This is a genomic window from Reyranella sp., assembly GCF_965279625.1.
GTDB lineage: Bacteria > Pseudomonadota > Alphaproteobacteria > Reyranellales > Reyranellaceae > Reyranella.
In genome coordinates, this window is the sequence record NZ_OZ257251.1 from 4,265,797 (window position 1) to 4,289,528 (window position 23,732).

At 66.0% G+C, this 23,732-nt stretch carries 22 protein-coding genes; 20 read left to right on the forward strand and 2 right to left on the reverse strand.

What is annotated here, in order from left to right:
* The first annotated feature begins 4 nt into the window (after positions 1–4).
* The 8 genes from ACQY78_RS20710 to ACQY78_RS20745 are packed head-to-tail and all read left to right on the forward strand — an operon-like array spanning position 5 to position 8,692.
* Entirely contained in the window at positions 5–775 is a 771-nt protein-coding gene (locus ACQY78_RS20710) for an ABC transporter permease (RefSeq protein WP_428678186.1), read from the forward strand.
* 4 nt (positions 776–779) lie between these two features.
* Entirely contained in the window at positions 780–1,541 is a 762-nt protein-coding gene (locus ACQY78_RS20715) for an ABC transporter ATP-binding protein (RefSeq protein WP_428678188.1), read from the forward strand.
* The gene (locus tag ACQY78_RS20720) at positions 1,541–2,665 is read left to right on the forward strand and encodes an FAD-dependent monooxygenase (RefSeq protein ID WP_428678190.1); all 1,125 of its coding nucleotides are present in this window, start codon (positions 1,541–1,543) and stop codon (positions 2,663–2,665) included. Before ACQY78_RS20715 ends, ACQY78_RS20720 begins: the two co-directional genes overlap by 1 nt.
* Complete coding sequence (locus ACQY78_RS20725; protein ID WP_428678192.1) at positions 2,662–3,507, forward strand: FAD binding domain-containing protein; 846 nt, start codon at positions 2,662–2,664, stop codon at positions 3,505–3,507. The genes ACQY78_RS20720 and ACQY78_RS20725 overlap by 4 nt, the downstream gene beginning before the upstream one ends.
* Positions 3,504–3,977 (forward strand): (2Fe-2S)-binding protein, encoded by a 474-nt coding sequence (locus ACQY78_RS20730; protein ID WP_428678194.1) that lies wholly within the window; start codon positions 3,504–3,506, stop codon positions 3,975–3,977. The genes ACQY78_RS20725 and ACQY78_RS20730 overlap by 4 nt, the downstream gene beginning before the upstream one ends.
* The gene (locus ACQY78_RS20735; RefSeq protein WP_428678196.1) at positions 3,974–6,325 is read left to right on the forward strand and encodes a xanthine dehydrogenase family protein molybdopterin-binding subunit; all 2,352 of its coding nucleotides are present in this window, start codon (positions 3,974–3,976) and stop codon (positions 6,323–6,325) included. Before ACQY78_RS20730 ends, ACQY78_RS20735 begins: the two co-directional genes overlap by 4 nt.
* Before the next feature lie 23 nt (positions 6,326–6,348).
* A complete protein-coding gene (locus tag ACQY78_RS20740) occupies positions 6,349–7,695 on the forward strand; it encodes a cytosine deaminase (RefSeq protein ID WP_428678197.1) in 1,347 nt (448 codons plus the stop codon).
* 13 nt (positions 7,696–7,708) lie between these two features.
* On the forward strand, positions 7,709–8,692 hold the full coding sequence (locus tag ACQY78_RS20745) for a 2,5-dihydroxypyridine 5,6-dioxygenase (protein WP_428678199.1): 984 nt from the start codon (positions 7,709–7,711) through the stop codon (positions 8,690–8,692).
* A gap of 24 nt (positions 8,693–8,716) precedes the next feature.
* Here ACQY78_RS20745 and ACQY78_RS20750 read toward each other — a convergent pair whose 3' ends face one another.
* Complete coding sequence (locus ACQY78_RS20750; RefSeq protein ID WP_428686450.1) at positions 8,717–9,490, reverse strand: ferredoxin--NADP reductase; 774 nt, start codon at positions 9,488–9,490, stop codon at positions 8,717–8,719.
* A gap of 457 nt (positions 9,491–9,947) precedes the next feature.
* Here ACQY78_RS20750 and ACQY78_RS20755 point away from each other — a divergent pair, with 457 nt between their 5' ends.
* Genes ACQY78_RS20755 through ACQY78_RS20800 form a run of 10 tightly spaced genes read left to right on the forward strand, consistent with a single transcriptional unit; the run spans position 9,948 to position 19,786 of the window.
* Positions 9,948–11,321: an NCS2 family permease gene (locus ACQY78_RS20755; RefSeq protein WP_428678201.1), complete on the forward strand. Its 1,374-nt coding sequence runs from the start codon at positions 9,948–9,950 to the stop codon at positions 11,319–11,321.
* Between the two features lie 52 nt (positions 11,322–11,373).
* The gene (locus tag ACQY78_RS20760; protein ID WP_428678203.1) at positions 11,374–12,876 is read left to right on the forward strand and encodes a YHS domain-containing protein; all 1,503 of its coding nucleotides are present in this window, start codon (positions 11,374–11,376) and stop codon (positions 12,874–12,876) included.
* A 5-nt stretch (positions 12,877–12,881) separates the two neighbouring features.
* Positions 12,882–13,142, forward strand: coding sequence for a toluene-4-monooxygenase system B family protein (locus tag ACQY78_RS20765; RefSeq protein WP_428678205.1), 261 nt, complete (start codon positions 12,882–12,884; stop codon positions 13,140–13,142).
* 7 nt (positions 13,143–13,149) lie between these two features.
* Entirely contained in the window at positions 13,150–13,506 is a 357-nt protein-coding gene (locus ACQY78_RS20770; RefSeq protein ID WP_428678207.1) for a Rieske 2Fe-2S domain-containing protein, read from the forward strand.
* 15 nt (positions 13,507–13,521) lie between these two features.
* Positions 13,522–13,830, forward strand: coding sequence for an MmoB/DmpM family protein (locus tag ACQY78_RS20775; RefSeq protein ID WP_428678209.1), 309 nt, complete (start codon positions 13,522–13,524; stop codon positions 13,828–13,830).
* A gap of 20 nt (positions 13,831–13,850) precedes the next feature.
* Complete coding sequence (locus ACQY78_RS20780; protein WP_428678210.1) at positions 13,851–14,852, forward strand: toluene monooxygenase; 1,002 nt, start codon at positions 13,851–13,853, stop codon at positions 14,850–14,852.
* A gap of 18 nt (positions 14,853–14,870) precedes the next feature.
* Entirely contained in the window at positions 14,871–17,054 is a 2,184-nt protein-coding gene (locus ACQY78_RS20785) for a molybdopterin-containing oxidoreductase family protein (protein WP_428678211.1), read from the forward strand.
* Between the two features lie 2 nt (positions 17,055–17,056).
* Positions 17,057–17,374 (forward strand): putative quinol monooxygenase, encoded by a 318-nt coding sequence (locus ACQY78_RS20790; RefSeq protein ID WP_428678212.1) that lies wholly within the window; start codon positions 17,057–17,059, stop codon positions 17,372–17,374.
* A 40-nt stretch (positions 17,375–17,414) separates the two neighbouring features.
* Positions 17,415–18,470 carry an NAD(P)/FAD-dependent oxidoreductase gene (locus tag ACQY78_RS20795; RefSeq protein WP_428678213.1) on the forward strand — a complete coding sequence of 352 codons (1,056 nt, stop codon included), beginning with the start codon at positions 17,415–17,417 and terminating at the stop codon, positions 18,468–18,470.
* The gene (locus ACQY78_RS20800) at positions 18,467–19,786 is read left to right on the forward strand and encodes an LLM class flavin-dependent oxidoreductase (protein ID WP_428678214.1); all 1,320 of its coding nucleotides are present in this window, start codon (positions 18,467–18,469) and stop codon (positions 19,784–19,786) included. Before ACQY78_RS20795 ends, ACQY78_RS20800 begins: the two co-directional genes overlap by 4 nt.
* A 3-nt stretch (positions 19,787–19,789) precedes the next feature.
* Here ACQY78_RS20800 and ACQY78_RS20805 read toward each other — a convergent pair whose 3' ends face one another.
* The gene (locus tag ACQY78_RS20805; RefSeq protein ID WP_428678215.1) at positions 19,790–20,743 is read right to left on the reverse strand and encodes a LysR family transcriptional regulator; all 954 of its coding nucleotides are present in this window, start codon (positions 20,741–20,743) and stop codon (positions 19,790–19,792) included.
* 353 nt (positions 20,744–21,096) lie between these two features.
* Between ACQY78_RS20805 and ACQY78_RS20810 the strand changes: the two genes are divergently transcribed.
* Complete coding sequence (locus ACQY78_RS20810; RefSeq protein ID WP_428678216.1) at positions 21,097–22,404, forward strand: LLM class flavin-dependent oxidoreductase; 1,308 nt, start codon at positions 21,097–21,099, stop codon at positions 22,402–22,404.
* 89 nt (positions 22,405–22,493) lie between these two features.
* Positions 22,494–23,714, forward strand: coding sequence for a branched-chain amino acid ABC transporter substrate-binding protein (locus ACQY78_RS20815; RefSeq protein WP_428678217.1), 1,221 nt, complete (start codon positions 22,494–22,496; stop codon positions 23,712–23,714).
* Positions 23,715–23,732 lie beyond the last annotated feature (18 nt).

Below are 23,732 nucleotides of genomic sequence, written 5' to 3' on the forward strand. Positions count from 1 at the left end.
GACCGTGAAGTCGCGTCTGTTCACCGGGGGGGTGCCGAGGCTGGCGTCGGTCGCGATGCTGCTGGCGATCTGGTACGCGGCGGCCTGGCTGCCCGCCAAGCCGTTGCTGCCGCCGCCGCACCAGGTGCTGATCTTCCTGTTGCAGGACATCCAGAAGCCGGAGATCTGGAAGCATCTGGGCGTGACACTGATGCGCATCTTCCTGGGTTTCGGCCTGTCGATGGCGATCGCCATACCCTTCGGAATCGCGCTGGGCTTCTCGGCATTCGCGCGCCAGCTGTTCGGCTCCTGGGTGGTCATCGGGCTGATGATCCCGAGCCTCGTCTTCATCATCCTCGCCTATACCTCGATCGGCCTGAACGAGTTCGCGGCCGTCGTGGCGGCGGCGCTGGCGGTGGTCTGGGTACTGACCATCAACATCTGGGAAAGCGCCAAGGCCGTCGACGTGAAACTGATCCAGATGGCACGGGGATTTGGCCTTTCGCCGATCCGCATCGTCACGTCCGTCGTCCTGCCGCAGCTTGCCGCCTCGCTCATGGCGTCGGCACGGTTCGGTCTCGGGCTTGTCTGGAAGATGGTGCTGTTCGTCGAGCTGCTCGGCCGCAGCAATGGCATCGGCTACCAGATCGAATATTACCACCAGCTGTTCGATCTCGGCCGCGTGCTGGAATACACCGTCTTCTTCGTGGCCATTATGCTGCTGATCGAGATCGTGGTGCTGGGCGGCATCGAGCGCCGCCTGTTCCGCTGGCGGCCAGCGGCCCGGCTGGCCTGACACGATGTCGGTATCCATCGCCATCCGGGACTTCGCCAAGGAGTTCCAGACTGCCGACGGCTCGCGCTTGCGCGTGCTGGAGAATGTCGACTTGCAGGTGATGCCCGGCGAGTTCGTGACCATCCTCGGGCCGTCGGGCTGCGGAAAATCAACCCTGCTGAACGCGCTGAGTGGGCTCGACACAAGCTTCGAGGGCAAGGTCGAGATCGGCCGCAGCGCGGTGGGGGCCGCCAAGCCCCGCATCGCCTATCTGTTCCAGGAGCCCCGCCTGCTGCCGTGGCGCACGGTACGCGGTAACATCGAGTTCGCGCTCGATGCGGCGCGCGTCCCCAAATCCGAATGGCCGGCGCGCTGCGAACGATGGCTGCAAGCCGTCGGCCTCGCATCGTTCGCCAACTATTTTCCGCTACAGCTGTCGGGTGGCATGCAGCAGCGTGTCTCGATCGCGCGCGCCTTCTCGATCGAGCCAGAATTGCTGCTGATGGACGAGCCGTTCAGCGCGCTCGACGAGATCACCGCGCTCCGCATGCGCCAGCTGTTGCTGTCGCTGTGGGAAGCCGATCGCCGCACCGTTCTGTTCGTGACGCACAATTCGCTGGAGTCGGTCTATCTCTCGGACCGCATTGTAGTGATGAAAAGTGGTCCCAACAGCCGTATCTGCGATGAGATCGGGCTGGGCCATCTGCGCCGGCCGCGCACGTACGACGATCCGGCGCAATACGAAACGCAGCGTGCCGTGCTCGCCACCCTGATGCGGTACGTCTGATGAAGGGCAATGCGATCGTCGCAGGCGCGGGAATCGGCGGTCTGGCTGCCGGCCTGGCGTTGCTGCGCAAGGGCTGGCAGGTCCGCATCTACGAGCAGAGTGACGATATCCGGATCCTGGGCGCGGCGATCTACATCTGGGAAAATGGTCTTCGCGTGCTCGAGACGCTGGGCGTCTACGAGCAGGTGATCGCGGGCATGCAGCAGGTCCAGGTGCGCGAGCGGCGGGGGGCGAAAGGCGAGCTGCTGGGCGTCGAAAACACGGCGGCGAGTGGCCGCCTCTTCCTGCCGATGCGCCGTGCGCTGCTGACTTCGCTCAAGGATGCGGTGCTGTCGGCGGGCGGCGAGATTCATTTCGGCAAGCCGATACAGGGCGCCGATCCCTGCGGCGCGCTGCGCTTCCGCGACGGTACGGTGGAGCAGGCCGATCTCGTGGTCGGCGCCGACGGCGTCAACAGCCGGGTGCGCGACAGCCTAGGGCTGCTGCGCTCGCGCAAGCCGGTGGGCCAGTACGGCTATCGCATCATGATCGATCGGCAGCCGGGCGATGCCGCGCACGAATCCCGCAGCCGCATCAGCGAGCACTGGAACGGCAGCCGGCGGCTGCTCTATGCGCCCAGCAGCCCGCAGCAGGTCTATGTCCAGCTCACCTCCGTGCGCGGCGATCCGGCGGCCGGCGCGCCGTTCGACCGCGCCTCGTGGCTCGAGACCTTTCCGCATCTCGACTGGGTGATCGAGCGTATCCCCGAGGACGGCAAGGGCGACTGGTTCGAGGTCGTGCGCGTCCATTCCTGGGTGCGCGGCCACGTTGCGCTGATTGGCGATGCCGTCAGCGCCCAGCCGCCGTTCCTCGGGCAGGGCGGCGGTGTTGCCATGACCTCGGCCCTGTCGCTGGCGGATGCGCTCGCGAAGCACGCCGATGTGGAGAGCGCGCTGGCAGCCTGGCAGGCCAACGAGCGGCGTTTCGTCGAATGGGTCCAGACGGTCTCGCGCTTCTATGGCGAACTGGCGTTGATGCCTCAGGCGCTGCGCAAGATGATGCTTAAGCTACTCACGGGCAACGCCTGGCTTCGCGAACACACGATCCGATGTGCGGCGCTGCGGCCGCCGACGGGTGCCGTGTGAAGCCGCGGCCTTTCGACTATCGGCGCGCAGCCACCGTCGAGGAGGCGTGCCGCCTTCTGGCTGGCCCGGCCGAGGCGCGAGTGATCGCCGGCGGCCAGAGCCTCGTGCCGATGATGAACCTGCGTCTCGTCTCGCCCGCGCTGCTGGTCGATATCGGCGGCCTTGCCGAGCTGCGGAGAGTTACACTCGCAGGCGACGCGCTGCACATCGGTGCATTGGTAAGGCACCGTCAGGTCGAGACGGACCCGCTGGTGGCGCAACACGCGTCGCTGCTGGCGAGCGCCGTTCGGCATGTCGCGCACCAGTCGGTGCGCAACCGCGGCACGCTGGGCGGCAGCCTCTGCCATGCCGATCCGGCGGCGGAGTTTCCCGCCTGCATGCTGGTGCTTGAGGCCACCATGCACATCGCCTCGTCCGGCGCCGAGCGCACCGTCGCGGCGGGTGACTTTTTCCGCGGCATGTTCGCAACGGCCCTCGAGCCGGGCGAGGTGCTGACCGGCGTGTCGATTCCGCTGGCCGCCGCGCGCGATCCCGCCGCCCTCCACGAGATGTCGCGCCGGCACGGCGATCTCGCGCTGGCGGGCATCGTGGGCCGGCGCGGGCTTGGGCTGCAGCGCTGGGCGGCATTCGGCGTCGAGGATCGAGCCGTTCGGCTCGCCCAGCTCGAAGCGCTGCTGGCCGAAGAACCGCAAGCCGGTGAGGCCGATATTCTGGCGGCGTTGGCGCTCGACCTGCCGTCGACGGCGGGCGCGGGCAACGCGGGACGGGCCAAGCTCGTGATCGCCGCCGACCTGGCGCGGCGTTGCCGAGATGACATCTACCGGGGGGATGTAGCGGCATGAGCGGCATCCATACGATCAAGTTCAGGCTGAACGGGCGCGTCGTGGCCAAGCATGTCGAACCGCGCATTAGTGCGGCCGACATGATCCGCCACGATGCCGGGCTCACCGGCACGCATGTCGGATGCGAGCACGGGGTGTGCGGCGCATGTTCCATTGTTCTCGACGGGGCCGTGGTGCGCGGTTGCCTGGTCTATGCCGTGCAGCTCGACGGCGCGGAGGTCGAGACGATCGAGGGGGCGAGCGACAGCGGCCGAATCGCGGCGTTGCAGGCAGCTTTCGTCGACCGCAACGCGCTGCAATGCGGCTTCTGCACGCCGGGCATGCTCCTGACCGCGGCCGAGCTGCTGTCGCGCGAGCCCGACCCGTCGCGCGAACAGATCCGCGAAGCGTTGTCCGGCAATATCTGTCGTTGTACCGGCTACGAGGCGATCGTCGATGCCGTTGCCGTCGCAGCGAAGGCGAAGCCATGAGCGGCACGACGACCAAGGCGGTCGGCTCCTCGCACCGGCGCGGCGACGCGAGGCTGTTTGTCGGTGGTCGCGGCACCTATATCGACGATGTCGCGGTGCCGGGCGTGATGCATGTGGCTTTCCTGCGCTCGCCGCACGCGCATGCAAGCATTGTGGCCATCCGCACCGCCGAGGCCGACGCGCTGCCCGGCGTGGTTCGTGTTGTGACGGCCGCCGACCTTGCGCCGGTCTGCAAGGGCTGGCAGACGTCGCAGACCTATCCGGGCCTGGTGATGCGCACGCAGTATCCGCTGGCGGAGGACCGCGTCGTGTTCGTGGGCCAAGCGGTCGTCGCGGTCGTGGCGGAGAGTCGCGCACTCGCGGAGGATGCTGTCGAGCTGGTCGAGATCGAGTGGGCGCTGCTGCCGCCGGCCTGCGATCTTACGGCTGCCCTGGCGCCCGACGCGGCGCGCGCCCATCCGGACCTCGCGGGCAATCTCGCCTACCAGGCCGATGTCGGCGATGCCGAGGAAGCGGCGCTGTTCGCCAACTCGGCTTGCGTGGTCGAGGCCTCCTTCCGCTTCAACCGGCAGACCGTCATGCCAATGGAGACGCGTGGGGTGGTGGCGAACTACCTGCCGGGCGACGGCAGCCTGACCGTCTACCAGAGCCACACCGCGCCGCACCAGCTGCGCTCGCTCTACGCCACGCATCTCGGTCTGGACGAGGGCCGCATCCGTGTGATCTGCCCGCATGTCGGCGGTTCGTTCGGAGCGAAGATCCATCTCTATTCCGACGAGGTCGCGACGGTGGCGATCTCGTGCCTGATCGGCCGGCCGGTGAAATTCATCGCCGACCGGCTGGAAGCGCTGATGACCGACATCCATTGCCGCGAGCAAATCGTCACGGCGCGGCTGGCGCTCGATGGCGAGGGAAAGTTCGTGGCGTGGCGGGCGCAAACGCGGCTCGCCATGGGCGCCTTTTCGACCCATCCCGGCTCCAGCGTGCAGGAGGGCGACGAGGCGGTGCGGCTGGCCATGGCGCCCTACCGCGTGCCGCATGTCGGCGGCCGGCTCGAGGTCGTGTTCCAGAACAAGAACATCGTCGGCCAGTATCGCGGCGTCGGCCACCCCATCGCCGCGGCGATCGGCGAGCATCTCATCGAGAAGGCCGCCGCTGCCACGGGCCGCGATCCGGTGGCGCTCAGGCTCGCCAACTATGTTCCCGACGATGCCTACCCGGTGAAGACGCGCACCGGCATCGACCTGGATGCGCTGTCGCACCAGGCCTGCCTGCGGCGGTTGACCGAGATCGTCGACATCCCGGCTTTGCGCGCGGAGAACGAGCGGCTGCGCGTCAAGGGCATCCATCGCGGCTTCGGCATCGCCTGCTTCATCGAGCGCACGGCCACCAACGCACCCTCGAACGCGCATATCCGAAAGGCCACCGCGCAGGACGGGATCACGCTCTCGATCGATCCGTCGGGCGCGGTGCGTTGCGCTATCAGCGTCACCGATCAGGGGCAGGGCACGCACACTGTAATGGCGCAGGTGATCGCCGATGAACTCGGCGTCGCGGTTGACCGCATCCGCATCGTCTCCGGCGACAGCCAGGCCACGCCCTACGGTTCGGGCGTGCGCGCCTCGCGTGGCACCGCGGTCGGCGGCGAGCTGGCCCTGCAGGCCTCTCGAGAGCTGCGCGCGGTAGTCCTCGAGGTGGCGGCGCAGCTGCTGCAGACGAGCGCCACTCAGCTGACGATCAGCCACGGGATGATCGGTGCGGCTGACGGTGAGGGCTCTGGCATCAGCCTCGCCGACCTCGCCGAAATCGTGCACTTCAAGCCTCAGCTTTTACCCAGGGGTGCACAGGTGAGCCTGTCGCTGTCCCGCCATCTTGGCCACGACTGGCCGGCCCTCGTGCCGACCAACGGCGTGCAGGCCTCTCTGGTCGAGGTCGACGTCTGGACCGGCGCGGTGCGATTGCTGCGTCACTGGGCGGTCGACGATTTCGGCACCATCGTGAACCCGCTACTGGTGGGCGAGCAGGTCCGCGGCGGCATCTCGCAGGGAATCGGCCAGGCGCTGTTCGAGGAGCTTGTCTACGATGCCGCCGGCCAGGTGCAGAACGCCTCGCTCGCCGACTATCTCGTGCCGCTGGCGTCGGACTTGCCCGACATGGTGATCGACCATGTCGAAACACCATGGCCGCACTCGGTGCTGGGCGCCAAGGGCGCGGGAGAGGCCGGTACCACCGGCGCGGTCGGCGCCGTGCTCAACGCCGTCAACGACGCGATCCGCCCGCTCGGCGCGGCCATCACCGAGCTGCCGATGACACCGGAGCGCCTGCTCGCCGCGCTCAAGCGCCTTTGATGCCCGCAGCTGACACAACCCTCATGACCCAACACTGGCCCCGCAACGACCGCATCCATCTCGCCAATGTCCACATCCCTACCCAGGTGCTGGTTGGCGACGCGCCGGGCCTCCCCGACGAGGACGGGCTGGTGAAGCTCGACCTGGTGATCGAGCGCGGCATCGTCGCCGATCTTCTGCCGGCGGGATCGGTGACCGGCGGAGCGGTATGCGACGCGGACGGTGGCATGTTGCTGCCGCCCTTCGCCGACCTGCACTCCCATCTCGACAAGGGCCACATACTTCGGCGGGCGCGCAATCCCGAGGGCACTCTGATCGGAGCCCGCGCCAGTACGCGCGCCGACACAGAAAAGTACTGGCGCGAGGAGGATGTCGAGGCGCGCTTCGAGTTCGCGCTGGAATGTGCCTATGCCCACGGTACCGGGGCGATCCGCACGCACATCGATTGCTTCGTGCCCGGTCAGGCCGAGATCAGCTTCGCGGTGTTCCGCAGGCTGCGCGATCGCTGGGCGGGCCGCATGGTGGTCGAGGCGGCGGCGCTGGTCAGCACCGACCTCTACGACACGCCCGAGAACAGCGCGCTCATCGACATGATCGCCGAGTCGGGAGCACGGCTGGGCGGCATCACCTACCGTCTCGATCACGGAGAAGACCCGACTGTCGTCGATGCGCGCCTGGACCGGCTGCTGATGCTCGCAAAGGAGCGCAGGCTCGATGTCGACCTGCATGTCGACGAGAACGGCGCGCCGTCGTCGACGACGCTCGCCCAGGTCGCCGAGGCGGTGATACGCCACGGCTTCGAGGGTCATGTCGTGTGTGGCCATTGCTGCAGCATGTCGATGCAGGAGGAGCCGGTGTGGCGGCGGACCATCGGGCTCGCCCGCGATGCCGGTCTCACCATCGTCAGCCTGCCGCTGGTGAACCAGTTCCTGCAGGGCCGGATCGACGGCGGCACGCCACGCTGGCGGGGCATTCCGCTGCTTCGAGAACTGAAGGCGGCGGGCGTCGCCGTGGCGCTGGCGAGCGACAATTGCCGCGACCCGTATCATGCGTTCGGCGACCACGACATGATCGAGGTGTTCGGGGCCGGTGTCCGCATGGGGCATCTCGAGGCCGAGCTGGACCGATGGCCGTCGTCGATCACCACTGTGCCGGCATCGGTGCTGGGCGTGGCCGAAGGCGGGCGCATAAGGCGCGGCGGGCCGGCCGACTTCCTGCTGTTCGGTGCGCGCGACTACAGCGAATTGCTGGCGCGCCGTCAGCCCGATCGGCTGGTGATCAGGGGCGGGCGGCGCATCGACGCCCAGCTGCCCGACTACCGCAAGCTCGATCGCATCGTCGCCCGCAGCCAGATCGTCAGCACGCAATAGGGGAGCACGGATCATGTTCACCAAGAGCCAGCACGCCGCGTGGCATCACGTCCTCGAGCTATGCAAGCTGGGTGAGGGCGAGACGGCGATTGTCCTGGGCGCCCAGGGCGTCGACACGCGCTATCGCGACATCGCCCTGCAGGTCGGTCGTGAGCGGGGTGCGAACGCTGCCTACATCGAGGTCGAGAACGCAAACCGGCTGCCCGCGACCGCCCTGGCGGCTCTGCGTGCTGCAGACTTCGTCATCGATCTCTCACATAGCCACGATCCGGAGATCCGCAAGCTCGCCCCGCACGGCACGCGGACGCTCGTGGTGCTGGAGCCGCCGGAGATCCTTGAGCGCATGCTGCCGCAGGCGTCCGACAAGGATCGCGTCCTGCACGCCCAAGCCTGCATCCGCCAGTCCGCGCGCATGCGCGTGACCACGGAGGCCGGCACAGATTTCGAGGTGGCGCTGGGCGAACTCGGCGGCAATTGCCAGTACGGGTTCTCGGACGAACCCGGCCATTGGGACCAGTGGCCGGGTGCCTTCGTCACGACCTACGGCAACGAGGGCTCGGCCAACGGTACCGTGGTAATCGCAGAAGGCGATATCATCTTTCCCCAGAAGGAATACATGCGCAGCGCCATCACGCTCCGGATCGAGGGTGGCTATATCCGTGCGATCGAGGGCGGCGTGGACGCCATGCTGCTCAAGGCGACGCTCAATTCCTACGCCAATCCCGAAGTATTCGCCGTCTCCCATCTCGGCTGGGGACTTAGTCGCAAGTCGCGCTGGGATGCATTGGGGTTCTACGACAAGAAGGATATCGAGGGGCAGGACGGCCGCGGACACTACGGCAACTTCCTTTTCTCGACCGGGCCCAACCTCTCGGGAGGCGGCACGCGCCGCGCACCACTGCATCTCGATATCCCGCTGCGCGACGCCACGGTCTGGCTCGACGATCGCCAGGTGGTGAGGGCAGGCGAGGTGCTGGCGCCAGAGCAACGAGCCTAGCAAGAGGTTCACGATCGGGGGCGTTTACTCGACGAAGGCCTTTTCGACGACGAACTCGCCCGGGGTGGTGGTGCTGCCCTCGGTGAGGCCCATGCCTTCGAGCAGGGCGCGGATGTCGGCCAGCATCTGCATGCTGCCGCACAGCATGAAGCGGTCGTTCTCGCGCGACATCGGCGGCAGGCCGACGTCCTTCGCAAGGGTGCCGTTCTCGATCAGGTGCGAGATGCGGCCGCGATACTTGAAGGGCTCGCGGGTCACGGTCGGGTAGTAGACCAGCTTGTCGCGGACCAGGTCGCCCAGGATCTCGTCGGCCGGCAGCTCGTCGGCCAGGGCCGAGCGGTAGGCGAGGTCGCGGACATGGCGGCAGCCATGGACCAGGATGACCTTTTCGAAGCGCTCGTAGACTTCCGGATCGCGCACGATCGACAGGAAGGGGGCGAGGCCGGTGCCGGTGCCCAGCAGGTAGAGATTGCGGCCGGGGGTCAGGCTGTCGAGCAGCAGGGTGCCGACGGCCTTGGCGCCGACCAGCACGGGATCGCCCGGCATCAGGTTCTTGAGGTGCGAGGTGAGCTTGCCGTCGGGCACCTTGATCGAGAAGAACTCCAGCTCGTCCACGTAATGCGGGCTGGCGATGGAGTAGGCCCGCAGCACCGGCTTACCCTCGACCTTGAGGCCGATCATGGTGAACTGGCCGCTGGCGAAGCGGAATCCCTTGTCGCGGGTGGTCCGGAAGCTGAACAACTCGTCGGTCCAGTGATGCACCGACAATACAGTCTCGTTTCTCAACGCGCTCACGATGCCACTCCCTTCGGGGCGATGCGCGCTCTCATCTCTCTTCTGGCGCATCGGCACTAGACGAATTTCATCGCACAGGCGGTTGCCGAATCGGCAACGCCCGCTTCAATGAAGCATCAACGCTCTGAAAGCCGCTTCGGAGGCTCCGGTCTGCTGGCAAGCGCCTGTCGCCATCGAGGCTCTGGTGACCGGCATCAGCGCCGTTTGGACGACGACCACCAGGACGAGAAAGGCAACGATCGGAAAGCCGACGAGCCAGGCAGAGTCTTCGATTCCAGCTGCGTGTTCGCTGGGGAGGGCCGAGTCGAGCATGGGAGAGGGGACGCAAGATCAGGGCCATTTCTCCGGCGTTTGGCCGCTGTTGCGCAATCGACAACACCTTGTCGCGAAGAATGTGGATTTACGAAACAGGCGATCACCTGAGACCTTGAGGCCATCGCGACCCATGGAGGGGATGGTCATGGAAGCTCAGGTCAGTCCCGTTACAGGCGAAGCTTTTCCCAAGCCGATTCCGCGCGGCGCGCTGGATTCATATTTCTCGATCTCCGAGCGCGGCTCGACGACTGCGACAGAAGTCCTGGCAGGTGTTTCGACCTTCCTGGCACTCTCCTACATCTTCGTCGTCAACCCGGCGATCCTCAGCCAGGCCGGCATTCCGACCTCGATGTCGCTGTTCGCGACGATCACGATCTCCGCGCTCGCAACGATCCTGATGGGGGTGTGGGCCAAGCTGCCGTTCGCTGTGTCGACAGGTCTCGAGATCAACGGCTATGTGGCGTTTGTCGTCATTGGCGCGATGGGCTTCACGTGGCAGCAGGCGCTGGGCATGGTCTTCTGGTCCGGCGTGCTGATGGTGATCGTCACCCTCGCGTCGATCCGCGAGAAGGTGATCGACAGCATTCCCGACGCCCTGAAGATCGGCCTCTCGTTCAGCGTCGGCATGTTCCTCGTGCTGATCGCGATGAAGCTGTCGGGCCTCTTCGTCTATGAAGGCCTGATGCTATCTGGCTTCGGCAGCCTGGTGTCGCCGGCTGCGATCTGCCTCTATGTCGGGCTCGCAGCCATCCTGCTTCTGGAGCGGTTCCGGGTGCTCGGCAGCGTCCTGATCAGCATCATCGGCGTCACAGTGCTCTATCATGTGCTGGCGTCGCGCGGCATCGCGGGCTTCACGCCGGCTGCCGCGAGCTCGACGCCCGCGATCTCGAAGGAGATGTTCTCCGGTATCGGCGCGCTGTCGCCTGCCGTGCTGCTCGACCCGCGCGCGCTGTCGGTGATCCTGGTCCTCTTCATCATCGACTTCTACGGCAGCGTCGCCAAGCTGATCGGCCTCACCTTGCGGACGACGTTGATGGCGAGCGGCAAGCTGCCAGGTCGCGAGAAGGCATTGCTGGTCGACGGTGGCGGCACGGCAGCCGCCTCTCTGCTGGGCACGACGAGCGTCGTGGCCTTTGTCGAAAGCGCGGTCGGTATCGGTGCCGGTGGCCGCACGGGCCTGTCCGCTCTGGTCTGCGGCGTGCTGATGGCGCTGTGCTTCCTCGCGATGCCCTTCATCTATCTGATCCCGGTCGGCGCGACGCTGGGGGCGCTGGTCTATGTCGGCTTCCGCCTCTGCCCGGCCTACGATCAGTGGAAGCCGATGGCGCCGATCGACAAGCTGACTCTGATCAGCATGCCGTTGATCACGATTGCGACCTTCTCGCTCGACAAGGCGATGGTCGTGGGCTTCGTCCTCGCCGCCCTCTCGGCGGTGTTCAAGAAGCAGAGGGTCAATCCCTACCTCGCCGGATCGGCCGCCCTGCTGGTGGTCAGCATGATCCTGCAGGCGAGCTTCTGACCCGCAACATTATCCAGTCTGACCTGCGATCCTCAACAGGAGCCGTACTCAAATGGCAATGCTCGAACGCGCGGAATGGTACGACCTGGCGCGCACCACCAACTGGACGCCGACCTACGTTTCCGAGGCTGAGATGTTCCCGCCGGAAATGGGAGATCCCTACGGCATCCCTGTCTCGGAGTGGGAGACCTATGACGAGCCCTACAAGGTCACCTATCGCGAGTATGTCTCGATCCAGCGCGAGAAGGACAGTGGCGCCTATTCGGTGCGCTCGGCGTTGCAACGCTCGAAATACTACGAGAAGGCCGACCTGGCCTATCTAAGCCTTCTGAAGCTGCACTACGCGGCGATCGCCCTGTCGGAGTACCAGACCGGGCAGGCTTGTGCCCGCATGGCGCGCTTCGGCCGGGCGCCCGGCATGCGCAACATGGCGACCTTCGGTGTGCTCGACGAGCTGCGGCACGGACAAATCCAGCTCTCGTTTGCCCACCAGCTTACGCCGCTCGACCGGCAGTTCGACTGGGCGCAGCAGTCGCAGCGCAGCAACAACTGGGCGGCAATCGGCGGCCGTCATCCGCTCGACGACGTGATGATGACTCGTGATGCCGTCACCACGTCGATCATGCTGAACTTCGCTTTCGAGACCGGCCTGACGAATGTGCAGATGATCGGTCTTTCGGCAGATGCCGCCAACATCGGCGATTTCACCTTTTCCAATCTCATCACGAGCATCCAGTCGGACGAGGCGCGCCACGCGCAGATCGCCACGCCGCTGATCGAGATCCTGATCCGCAACGGCCGCAAGGCGGAGGCGCAGAAGTCCGTCGATATCGCCTTCTGGCGCATCTGGAAGACCTTCGCGCTGCTGACCGGCATTCCGATGGACTACTGGTTCCCGCTTGAGAAGCGCGACCAGTCGTTCAAGGAATACATGCAGGAATTCGTGCTCGTGCAGTTCGAACGCCAGCTGAAGGACGTCGGCCTGGACCTGCCCTGGTACTGGGACCACCTCAAGCACGAGATCGACACGTATCATCACACCCAGCAGGCCGGCATCTGGAGCTGGCGCCACACGATCTGGTGGAATCCGACGGGCGGTCTCGGCGCGGCCGAACGCGGCTGGCTGGAAGAGAAATATCCCGGCTGGAACGATACGTTCGGCCGCTATTGGGACGTGATCATCGACAACGTCAACAAGGGCGAGGAGGAAAAGACCTACGCCATCGGCACGCCCGCCATCTGCTGCATGTGTCAGCAGACGATCGCCACCCGCGGCGGAAGCGTCTGGGAGGCGCGCGTCCACCAGAAGGAACACAAGGGTCGCCGCTACAATTTCTGCTCGCCGGTCTGCGAGTGGGTCTTCGACCAGGAGCCCGAGCGCTACGACGATTTCGAGAACATGAATGACCGGCTCTACAGCGGCACGATCGATCCGCCGACGCCGGAGAACCTGCTCAGGTACATGGGCATTGGCGTGATCAGCGAGGGTGGCAAGGACGCTCACGACTACAGATGGGCGACAGAGCAGATCCCGAAACTGCGGGCGGCGGAGTGACGCCGATGATCGCCGTGCTCAGCAGATTTCAGAACGATGCTCACGTGCGCGTCATCGACGTCGAGCCGGACTACACGATGGACCAGGTCGCGGCCGCCTGCGCCGCGCCCGCCGTCGATCGTCAGGTACGTCATCCCGCACCGGGCAAGCCGTTGCGGGTACGACCCACCACCAAGGACGACAGCGCGCCGGCCTACGCGCGCGCGATGACGGTGCGTGAAGCGGGCTTCAGGCACTACGAATGCATCGACGTGTTCGTCGAGTAGCCGAACCATGCTCGACGCCGACCTGACCCTTGAATTCCATCGCGCCGCCGACTTCGACGAGCTGTGGGCCGGCGACATGCTTGAAGTCGACATTGCGGGCGTAAAGGTCCTGCTGGTCCATACCGAAGACGGAGAGGTGCAGGCGGTGCAGGCCATGTGTCCGCACCAGGCCGTCGCCCTGAGCGGCGGTGAACTGCGCGGCAGTACGATTACCTGTCCTGCCCATCGTTGGGAGCTCGATGCCGTCAGCGGCAAGGGGGTGAACCCCTGCCATGCCGAGCTGGCGCTTTATCCGACCAAGGTCGTGGACGGCCAGATCTACGTCGCCGTCCGCGACGTCACGCCCAAGCACTGCAAGCCTTAAGCAAGGAATCTCGAAATGGCAGATGGAACGGTGAGCGGGGCGACGATGATGGCCGGACCCGTGTTGAGGGCCGGCGAGATCACCGACGCCCTGATCGAAGCCCTGCAGGAGGACAATCCCGGCAAGGAACTCCAGGTGCGCGACGCCAGCGGCTACGTGCGCGTCGAGGGACCGGGCGGCCTTACCCTCAACCGCAAGACGGTCGAATACATGCTGGGCCGAAGCTTCAGCATGCAGGAGATCGAAATCCACATGACCGGCTTCTCCGGGAAGATCGAGATGACGGCGGACATGATCCGCTGGTTCTTCCGCGGCAGCCGCTGACCCCATCGCCGAGGAACATCATGGACACGCGAGAGACTTCGACCCTGCGTCCCCTCAAGACCTGGAGCCATCTGGCGGCTCGCCGGCGCCGACCGACCGAATACGAGACGGTGTCGACCAACCTTCTCTGGAGCACGCAGGATCCGGACCGGCCCTGGACGATGGGCCAGGCGATCCCGATGAGCGGCTGGTTCAAGCGCTACCGCAACGAGAGCCCGCTGCAGCACGCGGACTGGGACGGCTTTCGCGATCCCGACCAGCTCATCTACCGCAACTACACGCTGATCCAGGACGGTCAGGAGGCCTTCGTCGACGGCCTGCTGGACGAGCACCAGCGCAACGATCACGACGAGAGCCTGCCGCAGGCCTGGCTCGAAGTGCTGGGCTCCCACTGGGCGCCGGCGCGCTACGTCGTTCATGCCCAGCAAATGTCGTCGAATTATCTGGTGGCGCTGGCGCCTTCGAGCACCATCGTGAACTGCTTCATGCTGCAGGGCGGCGATCAGCTCCGCTGGGTTTCCCGTATCGCCTACCGCACGGCGGCGCTGCGCAAGGCGCATCCGGGACTGGGATTCGGCGAAGCCGAACGCGCGCATTGGGAGCAGAACCCCGCCTGGCAGGGCTTCCGCGAGCTGGCCGAGCGCGCGCTGGTGGCGTGGGACTGGGCGGAGCAGTTCGTGGCGCTCAATCTGGTGCTGAAGGCCGCGACGGATGCCGCGTTGCTCTCGTTCGGTCGCGAGGGCAAGCGCCACGGCGACAGCCTGACCGGCCTGCTGGCCGACGCTCAGCTGATCGACAGCGAGCGGTCGCGACGTTGGACGAAGGTGCTCGTCGACTACGCGGTGCAGGGCAATCCCGGCAATGTCGAGGTCCTGCGGGGCTGGTTCGAGAAGTGGCAGCCGCTCGGGTTGAAGGCACTTTCCGCCTATTGCAGTTCCATGCCCGACGCGGAGGATTTCGAGGCGGCCGCGCTCGAGCAGTACCGGATCAACCAGGCTGCCTGCACCGGCGACGCCTTCTAGGATCGGAAAAGTAAGGCCATGCCCGATACCCTCATCGTCCGGCAGAGCGGCAGCGAACAGGTGGTCCGCGCCATCTGCCGCATGTGCCACGGCGGCTGCGGCACCCTGGTCACGATCAAGGACGGCGTGGTCACGGATGTCGCGGGAGATCCCGACAATCCCGTCAACCGCGGCAAGCTCTGCTCCAAGGCAGGGGCGCCGTCGGTCGAGCAACTCTATCACGAGGCGCGAATCGACCGACCGCTGATGCGCGTCGGCGAACGCGGGGCCGGCGAGTGGAAGGCCGTGAGCTGGCCGGAAGCGGTCTCCTTCATCGCGAGGAAAATGCTCGAGATCAAGGCCGAGGACGGTGCCGAGGCCGTGGCGTTCGCCCGCGGCGTATCGATGAACAACAACCAGATCGTGACGCGCCTCGCCAATCTGTTCGGCACGCCGAACATCGCATCGATCAATTACTACTGTTACGGACCGCGCACCGCGGCCTGCACGCTGATGGCCACCGGCCGCTTCGCCGCGCGCGGCTGGGACGTCGTGGCGATTCCCGATTTCTTCAACCATCCGAAATGCATCGTGGAATGGGGCGCTCAGAAGCGCATCGCCAACGACCATGGCCTGATCGGCCACACGCCGGTCACCGATGCGTTCCGCGGCAAGCCTGTCAGCATCATCGTCGATCCGCGCCGGCCGACCGCGTGCGGACCGGGTCACATCTGGCTGCCGCTGCGTCCGGGCACCGACGGCGCCATGGCGCTGGGCTGGGCCAACGTGATCATCGCGGAAAATCTCTACGACAAGGACTTCGTCGAGAACTGGTGCCACGGTTTCGAGGCGTATCGCGAGATGGTCGCGGCTTATACGCCCGAGGTCGTGGCCGGCATCACAGGCTGCGACGCCGAGGAGATTCGCAAGGCCGCCCGCCTCTATGCCACGACCAAGCCGGCCAACATGGTGTGGGGCACGGGCGCCGACCATATCGGGCGCAATGCCGTGCAGTCGAACCGGGCGATCCTCGCGCTGATCGGCATCACCGGAAATCTCGACGCGCCGGGCGGCAACTGCTTCTGGCCCTCGCCCAAGCTCGGCGACACCGAGCGCTATGATGCCTTGCCGCCGGGCCAGGCGGAAAAGCGCATAGGCGCGGATCGCTTCAAGTGCCTGACCCTGCGGCCCACGGTCTACGCGCATCCGCCGAGCCTGTTCGACGCGATCCTGACGGAGAAGCCCTACAAGGTGCGCGGACTGCTGGTGGTCGGCAACAATCCCGCCGTCTGCTATCCGAACACGGCAGCGGTCACGGCCGCGCTGCGCAAGCTAGACCTGCTGGTGGTCAGTGAGATCTTCATGACGCCGACGGCGGCACTGGCCGACATCGTGCTGCCGGCGGCGAGCAATCTCGAGCGCACCGAGCCGCGCCTCTACATGCACATCAAGGGGCCGGGCGGCACCCTGATGGATACGTCGACCCGTGCCGCCGTCCAGATCGCCGAGCGCCGCTCGGACTGGGATTTCTTCGCCGACCTCGCAGTCGCGTTGGGCCTGGGCGAGCAGTACGGCACGACGGAGAGCATCGCCGAGGAGGCATTGGCGCCCTTCGGGATGAGTTGGGACGAACTCCGCGAGAGGGACTACGTGACCGTCCCGATCGCCTATCGCAAGTACGAGCAGGAAGGATTCGGGACGCCTACCGGCAAGTTCGAACTCTGGTCGACGCAGCTCGAACAGTGGGGTTATCCGCCGCTGCCGGTCTACGAGGAACCGGCCGAGAGTCCGGTCTCGACACCGGCCCTGCATCAGCTCTACCCGCTGATCCTGAATACCGGCGTGCGCACGCCGACCTACTGGAACTCGAACGGGCATCCGCTTTCGACCCTGCGCCGCCTCAATCCGGAGCCGTTGCTGGAGATTCATCCGGACACGGCACAGGCGCGTGGCCTCGAGGATCGCGCGATGGCCTGGGTGGTGACCCGCCATGGCCGGATGCGCCTCCGGGTGCGCTTCAGCCGCCGGACCCGTCCCGACACCGTCTCGGTGCCGCACGGCTGGTGGCTCCCCGATGCGGAAGGACCTGATTTCGGCATCTTCCAGACCTGCTCCAACATTTTGCTCGGGAACGATCCCGACGATTGCGACCAGATCCTCGGTTCGAGCCCGCTGAAAGCCGTGCTGTGCGACGTCGTTGCCGAACCACTGCCGGGAGAGTGAACATGATCGTAGAAGTCGCCCGAATCGACGTGAAGCCCGATGCAATCGACGCCTTCGTGGCCGCCGCGGCGGCAGGGAAGAAGATCTTCTCCGAGGCGGAGGGCTGTCTTTCGATGGAGGTCCGGCAATGCGTCGAGCATCCGGCCAGCTTCCGCATGATCGTTCTGTGGCGCACGCTCGAGGATCACACCGTCACGTTCCGCAATTCCGAAGGCGTGAAGGCTTGGCGGGCGGCGATCGGTCCGTATCTTGCAGCGCCGGTCGAGGTCCTGAACTTCGACCGTGTCGCGGTCCAGGCCGGCACTCCGCTATCGCACTAGCGGAGCAGGAAGGTGGCCAGTGGCTCGGTGGAACGGTGCGATGTCTGACAGGCATTCGGCGCGGCACTCGGACGCGATCATCATTGGTGCTGGGCCGTGCGGCCTCTTTGCCGCTTTCCAACTCGGGGTACACGGCCTCAGGAGCCAGACCGTCGACGCGCTCGACCGGGTCGGCGGCCAATGCATCGAACTCTATCCGGACAAACCGATCTACGACATCCCGGCCTGTCCGGCGATCGGTGCGGCCGAGCTGGTCGAAAAGCTGACCATTCAGGCAGCGTGCTTCTCGCCGGTCTATCACATGGGCCAGCAGGCCACGTCGCTGGAGCGGACCTCCGACGGCGAGTGGGTGGTGACGACTGACAGAGGTCTTGTGTTACAGGCGCCGGTTGTCGTCGTCGCAGCCGGCGGTGGCAGCTTTACGCCGAAAACGCCGCCGAATCTCGGCCGGCTTGCCGAATTCGAGGGCGGTGCGGTGCGTTATGCCGTGCCCAATCTGTCGGCGCATGCCGGCGAGCGGATCGTCATCGCGGGTGGCGGCGATTCCGCAGTCGACTGGGCCATCGCGCTTTCTCCCGTGGCGACGGAGGTCGTGCTGGTTCACCAGCGCGAGGAGCTGCGGGCGCAGAGGCATTCGGCGTCGCGCCTGCAGGAGCTCGTGGAAGAGGGCCGCGTGCGGCGGCTGACCGGACGGGTCGTGGATCTCCACGGCGCCGCGCCCAGCCTGGAGGCCGTCACGGTTCACGGAAAGGATGGCCGGACCGTCGTGCCGGCCGACCGGCTACTGGTGTTCTTCGGCTTCATCATGCGCGAGGGCCCGCTCGCCAGTTTCGGATTCGAACTCTCGGAGGGGCTCATTCCGGTGGACACAGAGCGGTTCGAGACATCGCTGCCGGGCGTCTTCGCGATCGGCGATATCGCGACCTATCCCGGGAAGCTGAAGCTGATTCTTTCGGGTTTCCACGAGGCCGCCCTGATGGCTGCGGCTGCGGCACGGCGCTGCCGACCCGGCGAGAGCCCGTCCACGGAATACAGCACATCGTCGCCGCTCTTCCGGGAGCGGACACAAAGCGAGCTTGGAGGCCGATCGCCATGAAGAGGCAGATGCATCTCGGACTGTTCCTGCTGGGGACAGGCAGTCATACCGGCGGCTGGCGCCATCCGGGCGCGACCAGGAGCTTCCAGGACATCGACACGGTGCTCGAGATCGCCCGTGCCGCCGAGGACGCGAAGTTCGACCTCATCTTCATGGGCGACAATCTCAATGCCGATCCCAAGGGCCATCCCTCCTTCACGCTTCGCCTCGAGCCGCTGACGCTGCTGGCGGCCGTCGCGGTGGCGACGAAGAAGATCGGCCTGGGCGCCACCGTCTCCACCACCTTCAGCGACCCGTTCACGGTCGCGCGTGCCTTCGCGTCGCTCGATCACATCAGTCACGGCCGCGCCGCCTGGAACGCGGTCACGACCGCGAACGCCTCGGCCTCGGTGAACTTCGGCATCGACCATCCCGATCATGCGCGTCGCTACGAACGGGCGGGGGAGTTCGTGGATGTGGTGCGGGGCCTGTGGGATTGCTGGGATGACGACGCCATCGTCGCCGACGCCGCGACCGGCCTCTACATCGATCCGCAGAAGCTGCATCCGCTCAATCACGAAGGGACATTCTTCAAGGTGCGCGGGCCGATCAACATCGGCCGCGCTCCGCAAGGTCAGCCGGTCCTTCTCCAGGCGGGTGGATCGGAAGCGGGCATTGCGCTGGCAGCGCGGACTGCCGACGTCGTCTTCTCGGTCGTACAGGACTTCGACGAGGCGTGCGTTGCCTATGCGCAGGTCAAGGATTCCCTGCCGAGATACGGCCGCCGGCCGGACGACGTCACGGTCATCCCAGGCGTCATGCCGGTGGTCGGCCGCACCGATCGTGAGGCTTTCGACAAGCTGGCCGTCCTGCAGAGCTACACGGCCGGTGGCAGCGGCATCAACGTCCTGTCGGAACGCTTCGGCATCGACCTTTCGGCCTACGATCTCGACGGGCCGGTGCCGGAACTTCCATTGTCCGACCATTATCACAGCTTCACGCGGGTACTCCTGTCCAAGGCGCGGCGTGAGAACATGACCTTGCGCGACCTCTATCACCTGACGGTGGCCGCGCGCGGCCATTGGGTGCTCTGCGGCAGCGCGGAATCGGTCGCTGATACGCTGCAGCACTGGTTCGAGAACGGCGCGGCCGACGGCTTCAACATCATGCCCGCCACGCATCCGCACGGGTTCGACGACTTCACGCAGATGGTCGTGCCGATCCTGCAGGAGCGGGGACTCTTCCGTCGCGACTACGAGGGCGACACGTTGCGCGACCATCTCGGCCTTGCCCGGCCGCCGGTCGCACGGACCGCGACTCAGCGAAAGGCGTCGTGAAAATCATTCATCGTCTGAGTTGACGTACTCCTCCATCAGGGCGGCCGCCGCTCGTCGCAGCGATTCAGCGGCGGCGCTCACGATGGGCGATACCGAGCGATTGACGGCCGTGCCGATGATGAGCTCCGGCGGCTTCAGGTTGCGGTCCTGGAGGGGGATGAACTTGAGCGATCCGTCGCGCAGTTGCGGTTCCACGCCGACCGGCGTCTGAAACGCGACGCCGGCGCCGAAGCGCACCATCGCCGCGATGAAGTTCGGGTCCGACGCCGTCACGGTGTTGCGAAACTGGAAGGATCGGCCCTCCAGCATGCGATCGACGACGATCCGGAAGCTGACCGAGGAATCGGGCAGGATGATGGGCTGGTCCTCGAGATCGTGCAGCCGGACGACCTTCAGATGTGCCAGCGGATGGTCCGGCGCGGCAATGATTCCGAAGGCCATGGGCACACTGATGAGGTGCCGGACCTTGCGGTTGGCGCTCGAATGGAAGGCGATGCCGATATCGGCATTCCCGGCCATCAGTTGCGGCATCACGTTCGCAGAGCCCGTGAAGTCGCACTCGAACGTCACCCGCGGATAGCGCTCGACCAGGCTCGAGAGGGCCTTGGGCAGGAACTCGGTGCCGGCCGCCTGGACGGCCACGATCTTCACGTGGCCGCTGCGAAGGCCGTTCAGATCGTCGAGATGGGCCCGCATCTGGTCGAGATCGCGCAGGACCTGCATGGCATGTGACGCCACGAACTCGCCGGCAGCGGTCGGCCGCAGCCGGGTCGATGTCTTTTCGAGAAGCTGAACGCCCAGGATACCCTCGAGATCCTTCAGTTTGCGGCTGATCGCCGAGGGCGCGATGTTGAGTTTTCGCGCTGCCGCGCGGATCGATCCGCAACGCGTGATCTCGTGGAAATACACGACCCAACTCGCGTGGATCTGGAGCTGCGCATGCGGCTTCTTCTTCACGGACACGCCTTTGGGACGGTCGTGACGGGCGGGCAGCGGGTGCCGACGAGGATCCCTGTCATTGAATGGCTCCGACGAGTCCATCCTGCAATCAGCAAGCTTCGTGCCGTTCACGTTTGGGCAACAGAGTGTGCAGAACTATGCCGATTGTGCGCTCGCCCGATCTGCCCGAATTTTCGAGCGCGGCGTGGATGAAGTCTCGAACGGAGCTTCTTCCCGCGGATGAGGCAAATCCACATGGCACGCATATGGCTTCGGTCCCTTCAGCGCTTGTCGGAAGTGTCCGGCCCCCGGGTCGGCGGGATCGATCGCCCCTTTGCTTCCCGCAAGGCGCCAGCACGAGAGGGGGATCAGTGACGCGGCAAATGCATCTCGGCCTGTTTCTCCAAGGCACCGGCAATCATCCGGCGGCGTGGCGGCAACCCGGCGCCTTCGACAGCTTCACGAACATCGACATGATCCGGCAGATCGCGCAGATGGCCGAGCGCGGCAAGTTCGACATGATCTTCATGAGCGACCATCTGCACGCCGATCCGAAGGCGCATCCGTCGTTTATCGTCCGCTTCGAGCCGCTGACGATGCTGGGCGCCATCGCGATGGTGACATCTCATATCGGGCTGGGTGCGACCGTCTCGACGACCTACAGCGATCCCTTCACGGTGGCGCGTGCGTTCGCCTCGCTCGATCATATCAGCGGTGGCCGCGCGGCGTGGAACCTGGTCACGACCATGAACGCGGCATCGGCGTCCAACTTCGGGACCGTACATCCGCAGCACAACAGCCGCTACGAGCGTGCGGCCGAGTTCGTCGATGTCGTTCTGGGCCTGTGGGACTGCTGGGATGACGACGCGATCGTCAAGGACAAGGAGCGCGGCATCTACGTCGACGCGTCGAAGATCCGTACGCTGAACCACGAGGGCGACTTCTTCAAGGTCAAGGGACCGTTGCACATCGGACGGACGCCCCAGGGCCGCCCCGTCGTGCTTCAGGCCGGGGGCTCGGAGCAGGGGCTGCTGCTCGGGGCGCGAACCGCGGACGTGATGTTCTCGGTCGTCCAGGACTTCGCGGAGGCGCAGCAATCCTATCGGGCGCTCAAGGCCAAGCTGCCCCAGTTCGGTCGCTCGCCCGGTGACGTCTCCCTGCTGCCAGGCGTCATGCCGATCGTGGGTCGCACGAACGCGGAGGCGTTCGAGAAGCTCGCGGCCCTGCAGGGCGAGATCGACGACGGCGTGGCGACGGTCCTGCTCTCGGAGCGGCTCGGCATCGACCTGGCGGAGCACAAGCTCGACGCGCCCGTGCCCGACCTGAAGCTCGCGGACACGTCGCATTCCTTCGCGCGTGTGCTGCTCGCGAAGGCGAGGCGCGACGGGATGACCCTGCGCGATCTCTACAATCTGACGGCGAGCGCCCGCGGCCACTGGGTGCTGTGCGGCAGCGCCGAGACGATCGCCGACACGCTCCAGCACTGGTTCGAGAACGATGCGGCCGACGGCTTCATCGTTATGCCGCCAAGCTTTCCGGACGGCTTCGGTGACTTCATCGACGGCGTGGTGCCGATCCTGCAGGAGCGCGGGCTTTTCAGGCGCGAGTACAGCGGTCCGACGCTGCGGGATCATCTCGGCATCGGGCGGCCGACCGTGCCGTCTCAGATGTCTGCGTGAGGCGCGTTCCCGGGGTGGGGATCGACCCGGGCGTGAAGATTTTGGGGGGCGGGACCAGACCCGCAGTGGGAACTTCGATGGAGGCAAGGATGAGCAAGTTGATCGGTCGGCGCGGGACGCTCGCAGGTGCGGCCGCGGCAGGTTTGGCGATGCCGATGCTGGGGCGCGTCGCCATGGCGGCGCCACGGCAGGTGAAGATCGGCGCGGTCCTGCCGATTTCCGGTCCCAACGCCGCCGTCGGCATCGGCATGATGAACGCCATGGATCTCGCGGTGCGCCAGATCAATGCTTCCGGCAAGCTTGCCGATCTCCAGTTCGAGCTCATGAAGCTCGACGACCATTCGTTACCCAGCGAAGGCGTGGCGGCGGTGACGCGTGCGGCCTCGGATCCGGCGGTGCTGGCCTGCTCGGCCCACTGGAACTCGCCCGTCGCGCTGGCGACGCGCGACGTCTTCCAGCGCCGCGGCCTTGCCAATCTCAATCCCTGCGCCATCAACTGGAAGATCACCGCGGAACAGAAGGGCGACGAGATCTTCCGCATCGCGCCGTCGGACCTGTGGCAGCTCGAGATGGCGGCCAAGATGCCGTTCACGACACTGGGCAAAAAGACCTACTTCCTGATCGACGACAACACCAACTACGGCAAGTCGCTGGTCACCGCCTTCGACGAGAACGCCGTCAAAGCGGGCGGCAGCAAGCTCGGCGCGGACAGCATCGCCGTGGGCGAGAAGGATTTCACCGCCGTTCTGACCAAGGCCAAGTCGTTGAAGCCGGACGTCATCTTCTTCGGCGGCGTGACGACCGAGGCCGCACTGCTGCGCCAGCAGATGGTGCGCCTCGAAGTGCCGGCGCTCTACTACACGGGCTCGGGCACCATGACCCCGACCTATGTCGAGGCGGCGGGGGCGGCGGCCGACGGCACCTACGCCTTCTTCTATGGCTTGCCGTACGATGCGACACCGGGTGGTGCAGCCTTCATCGAAGCCTACAAGAAGGCCGGCTACGACAAGCCCTATGAGACCTACGGGCTGATCGCGTACGCCGCGATCGAAGCGGTGACGCAGGCGGTCGCCAAGGCGGCTTCGGCCGGCGAGCCGACCCGGAAGGGTGTCGTCGATGCGCTGAAGAGCGGCACCTTCACCACGGCGCTGGGACCTCTCTCGTTTCCCCGCCCGGGCGACGCGGCACAGAAAGTGCTCGCCTTCTATGTGGTGAAGGGCGGGAAGTGGACGTTGACGCACTACAGCAAGCCGGACGGCGCCATCGTCGTGGCCGAGCGCCAGAGCGTCTGGGACCTGCCGTGGAAGTGATGTAGCCGGGCAGGGAGC

What these genes read in the sequence shown, in the direction of transcription:
- ACQY78_RS20715 (WP_428678188.1), top strand. Translation starts at nt 780, where the DNA reads ATGTCGGTATCCATCGCCATCCGGGACTTCGCCAAGGAGTTCCAGACT.
- ACQY78_RS20720 (WP_428678190.1), top strand. Translation starts at nt 1,541, where the DNA reads ATGAAGGGCAATGCGATCGTCGCAGGCGCGGGAATCGGCGGTCTGGCT.
- ACQY78_RS20730 (WP_428678194.1), top strand. Translation starts at nt 3,504, where the DNA reads ATGAGCGGCATCCATACGATCAAGTTCAGGCTGAACGGGCGCGTCGTG.
- ACQY78_RS20735 (WP_428678196.1), top strand. Translation starts at nt 3,974, where the DNA reads ATGAGCGGCACGACGACCAAGGCGGTCGGCTCCTCGCACCGGCGCGGC.
- ACQY78_RS20740 (WP_428678197.1), top strand. Translation starts at nt 6,349, where the DNA reads ATGACCCAACACTGGCCCCGCAACGACCGCATCCATCTCGCCAATGTC.
- ACQY78_RS20745 (WP_428678199.1), top strand. Translation starts at nt 7,709, where the DNA reads ATGTTCACCAAGAGCCAGCACGCCGCGTGGCATCACGTCCTCGAGCTA.
- ACQY78_RS20755 (WP_428678201.1), top strand. Translation starts at nt 9,948, where the DNA reads ATGGAAGCTCAGGTCAGTCCCGTTACAGGCGAAGCTTTTCCCAAGCCG.
- ACQY78_RS20760 (WP_428678203.1), top strand. Translation starts at nt 11,374, where the DNA reads ATGGCAATGCTCGAACGCGCGGAATGGTACGACCTGGCGCGCACCACC.
- ACQY78_RS20765 (WP_428678205.1), top strand. Translation starts at nt 12,882, where the DNA reads ATGATCGCCGTGCTCAGCAGATTTCAGAACGATGCTCACGTGCGCGTC.
- ACQY78_RS20770 (WP_428678207.1), top strand. Translation starts at nt 13,150, where the DNA reads ATGCTCGACGCCGACCTGACCCTTGAATTCCATCGCGCCGCCGACTTC.
- ACQY78_RS20775 (WP_428678209.1), top strand. Translation starts at nt 13,522, where the DNA reads ATGGCAGATGGAACGGTGAGCGGGGCGACGATGATGGCCGGACCCGTG.
- ACQY78_RS20780 (WP_428678210.1), top strand. Translation starts at nt 13,851, where the DNA reads ATGGACACGCGAGAGACTTCGACCCTGCGTCCCCTCAAGACCTGGAGC.
- ACQY78_RS20785 (WP_428678211.1), top strand. Translation starts at nt 14,871, where the DNA reads ATGCCCGATACCCTCATCGTCCGGCAGAGCGGCAGCGAACAGGTGGTC.
- ACQY78_RS20790 (WP_428678212.1), top strand. Translation starts at nt 17,057, where the DNA reads ATGATCGTAGAAGTCGCCCGAATCGACGTGAAGCCCGATGCAATCGAC.
- ACQY78_RS20795 (WP_428678213.1), top strand. Translation starts at nt 17,415, where the DNA reads ATGTCTGACAGGCATTCGGCGCGGCACTCGGACGCGATCATCATTGGT.
- ACQY78_RS20800 (WP_428678214.1), top strand. Translation starts at nt 18,467, where the DNA reads ATGAAGAGGCAGATGCATCTCGGACTGTTCCTGCTGGGGACAGGCAGT.
- ACQY78_RS20815 (WP_428678217.1), top strand. Translation starts at nt 22,494, where the DNA reads ATGAGCAAGTTGATCGGTCGGCGCGGGACGCTCGCAGGTGCGGCCGCG.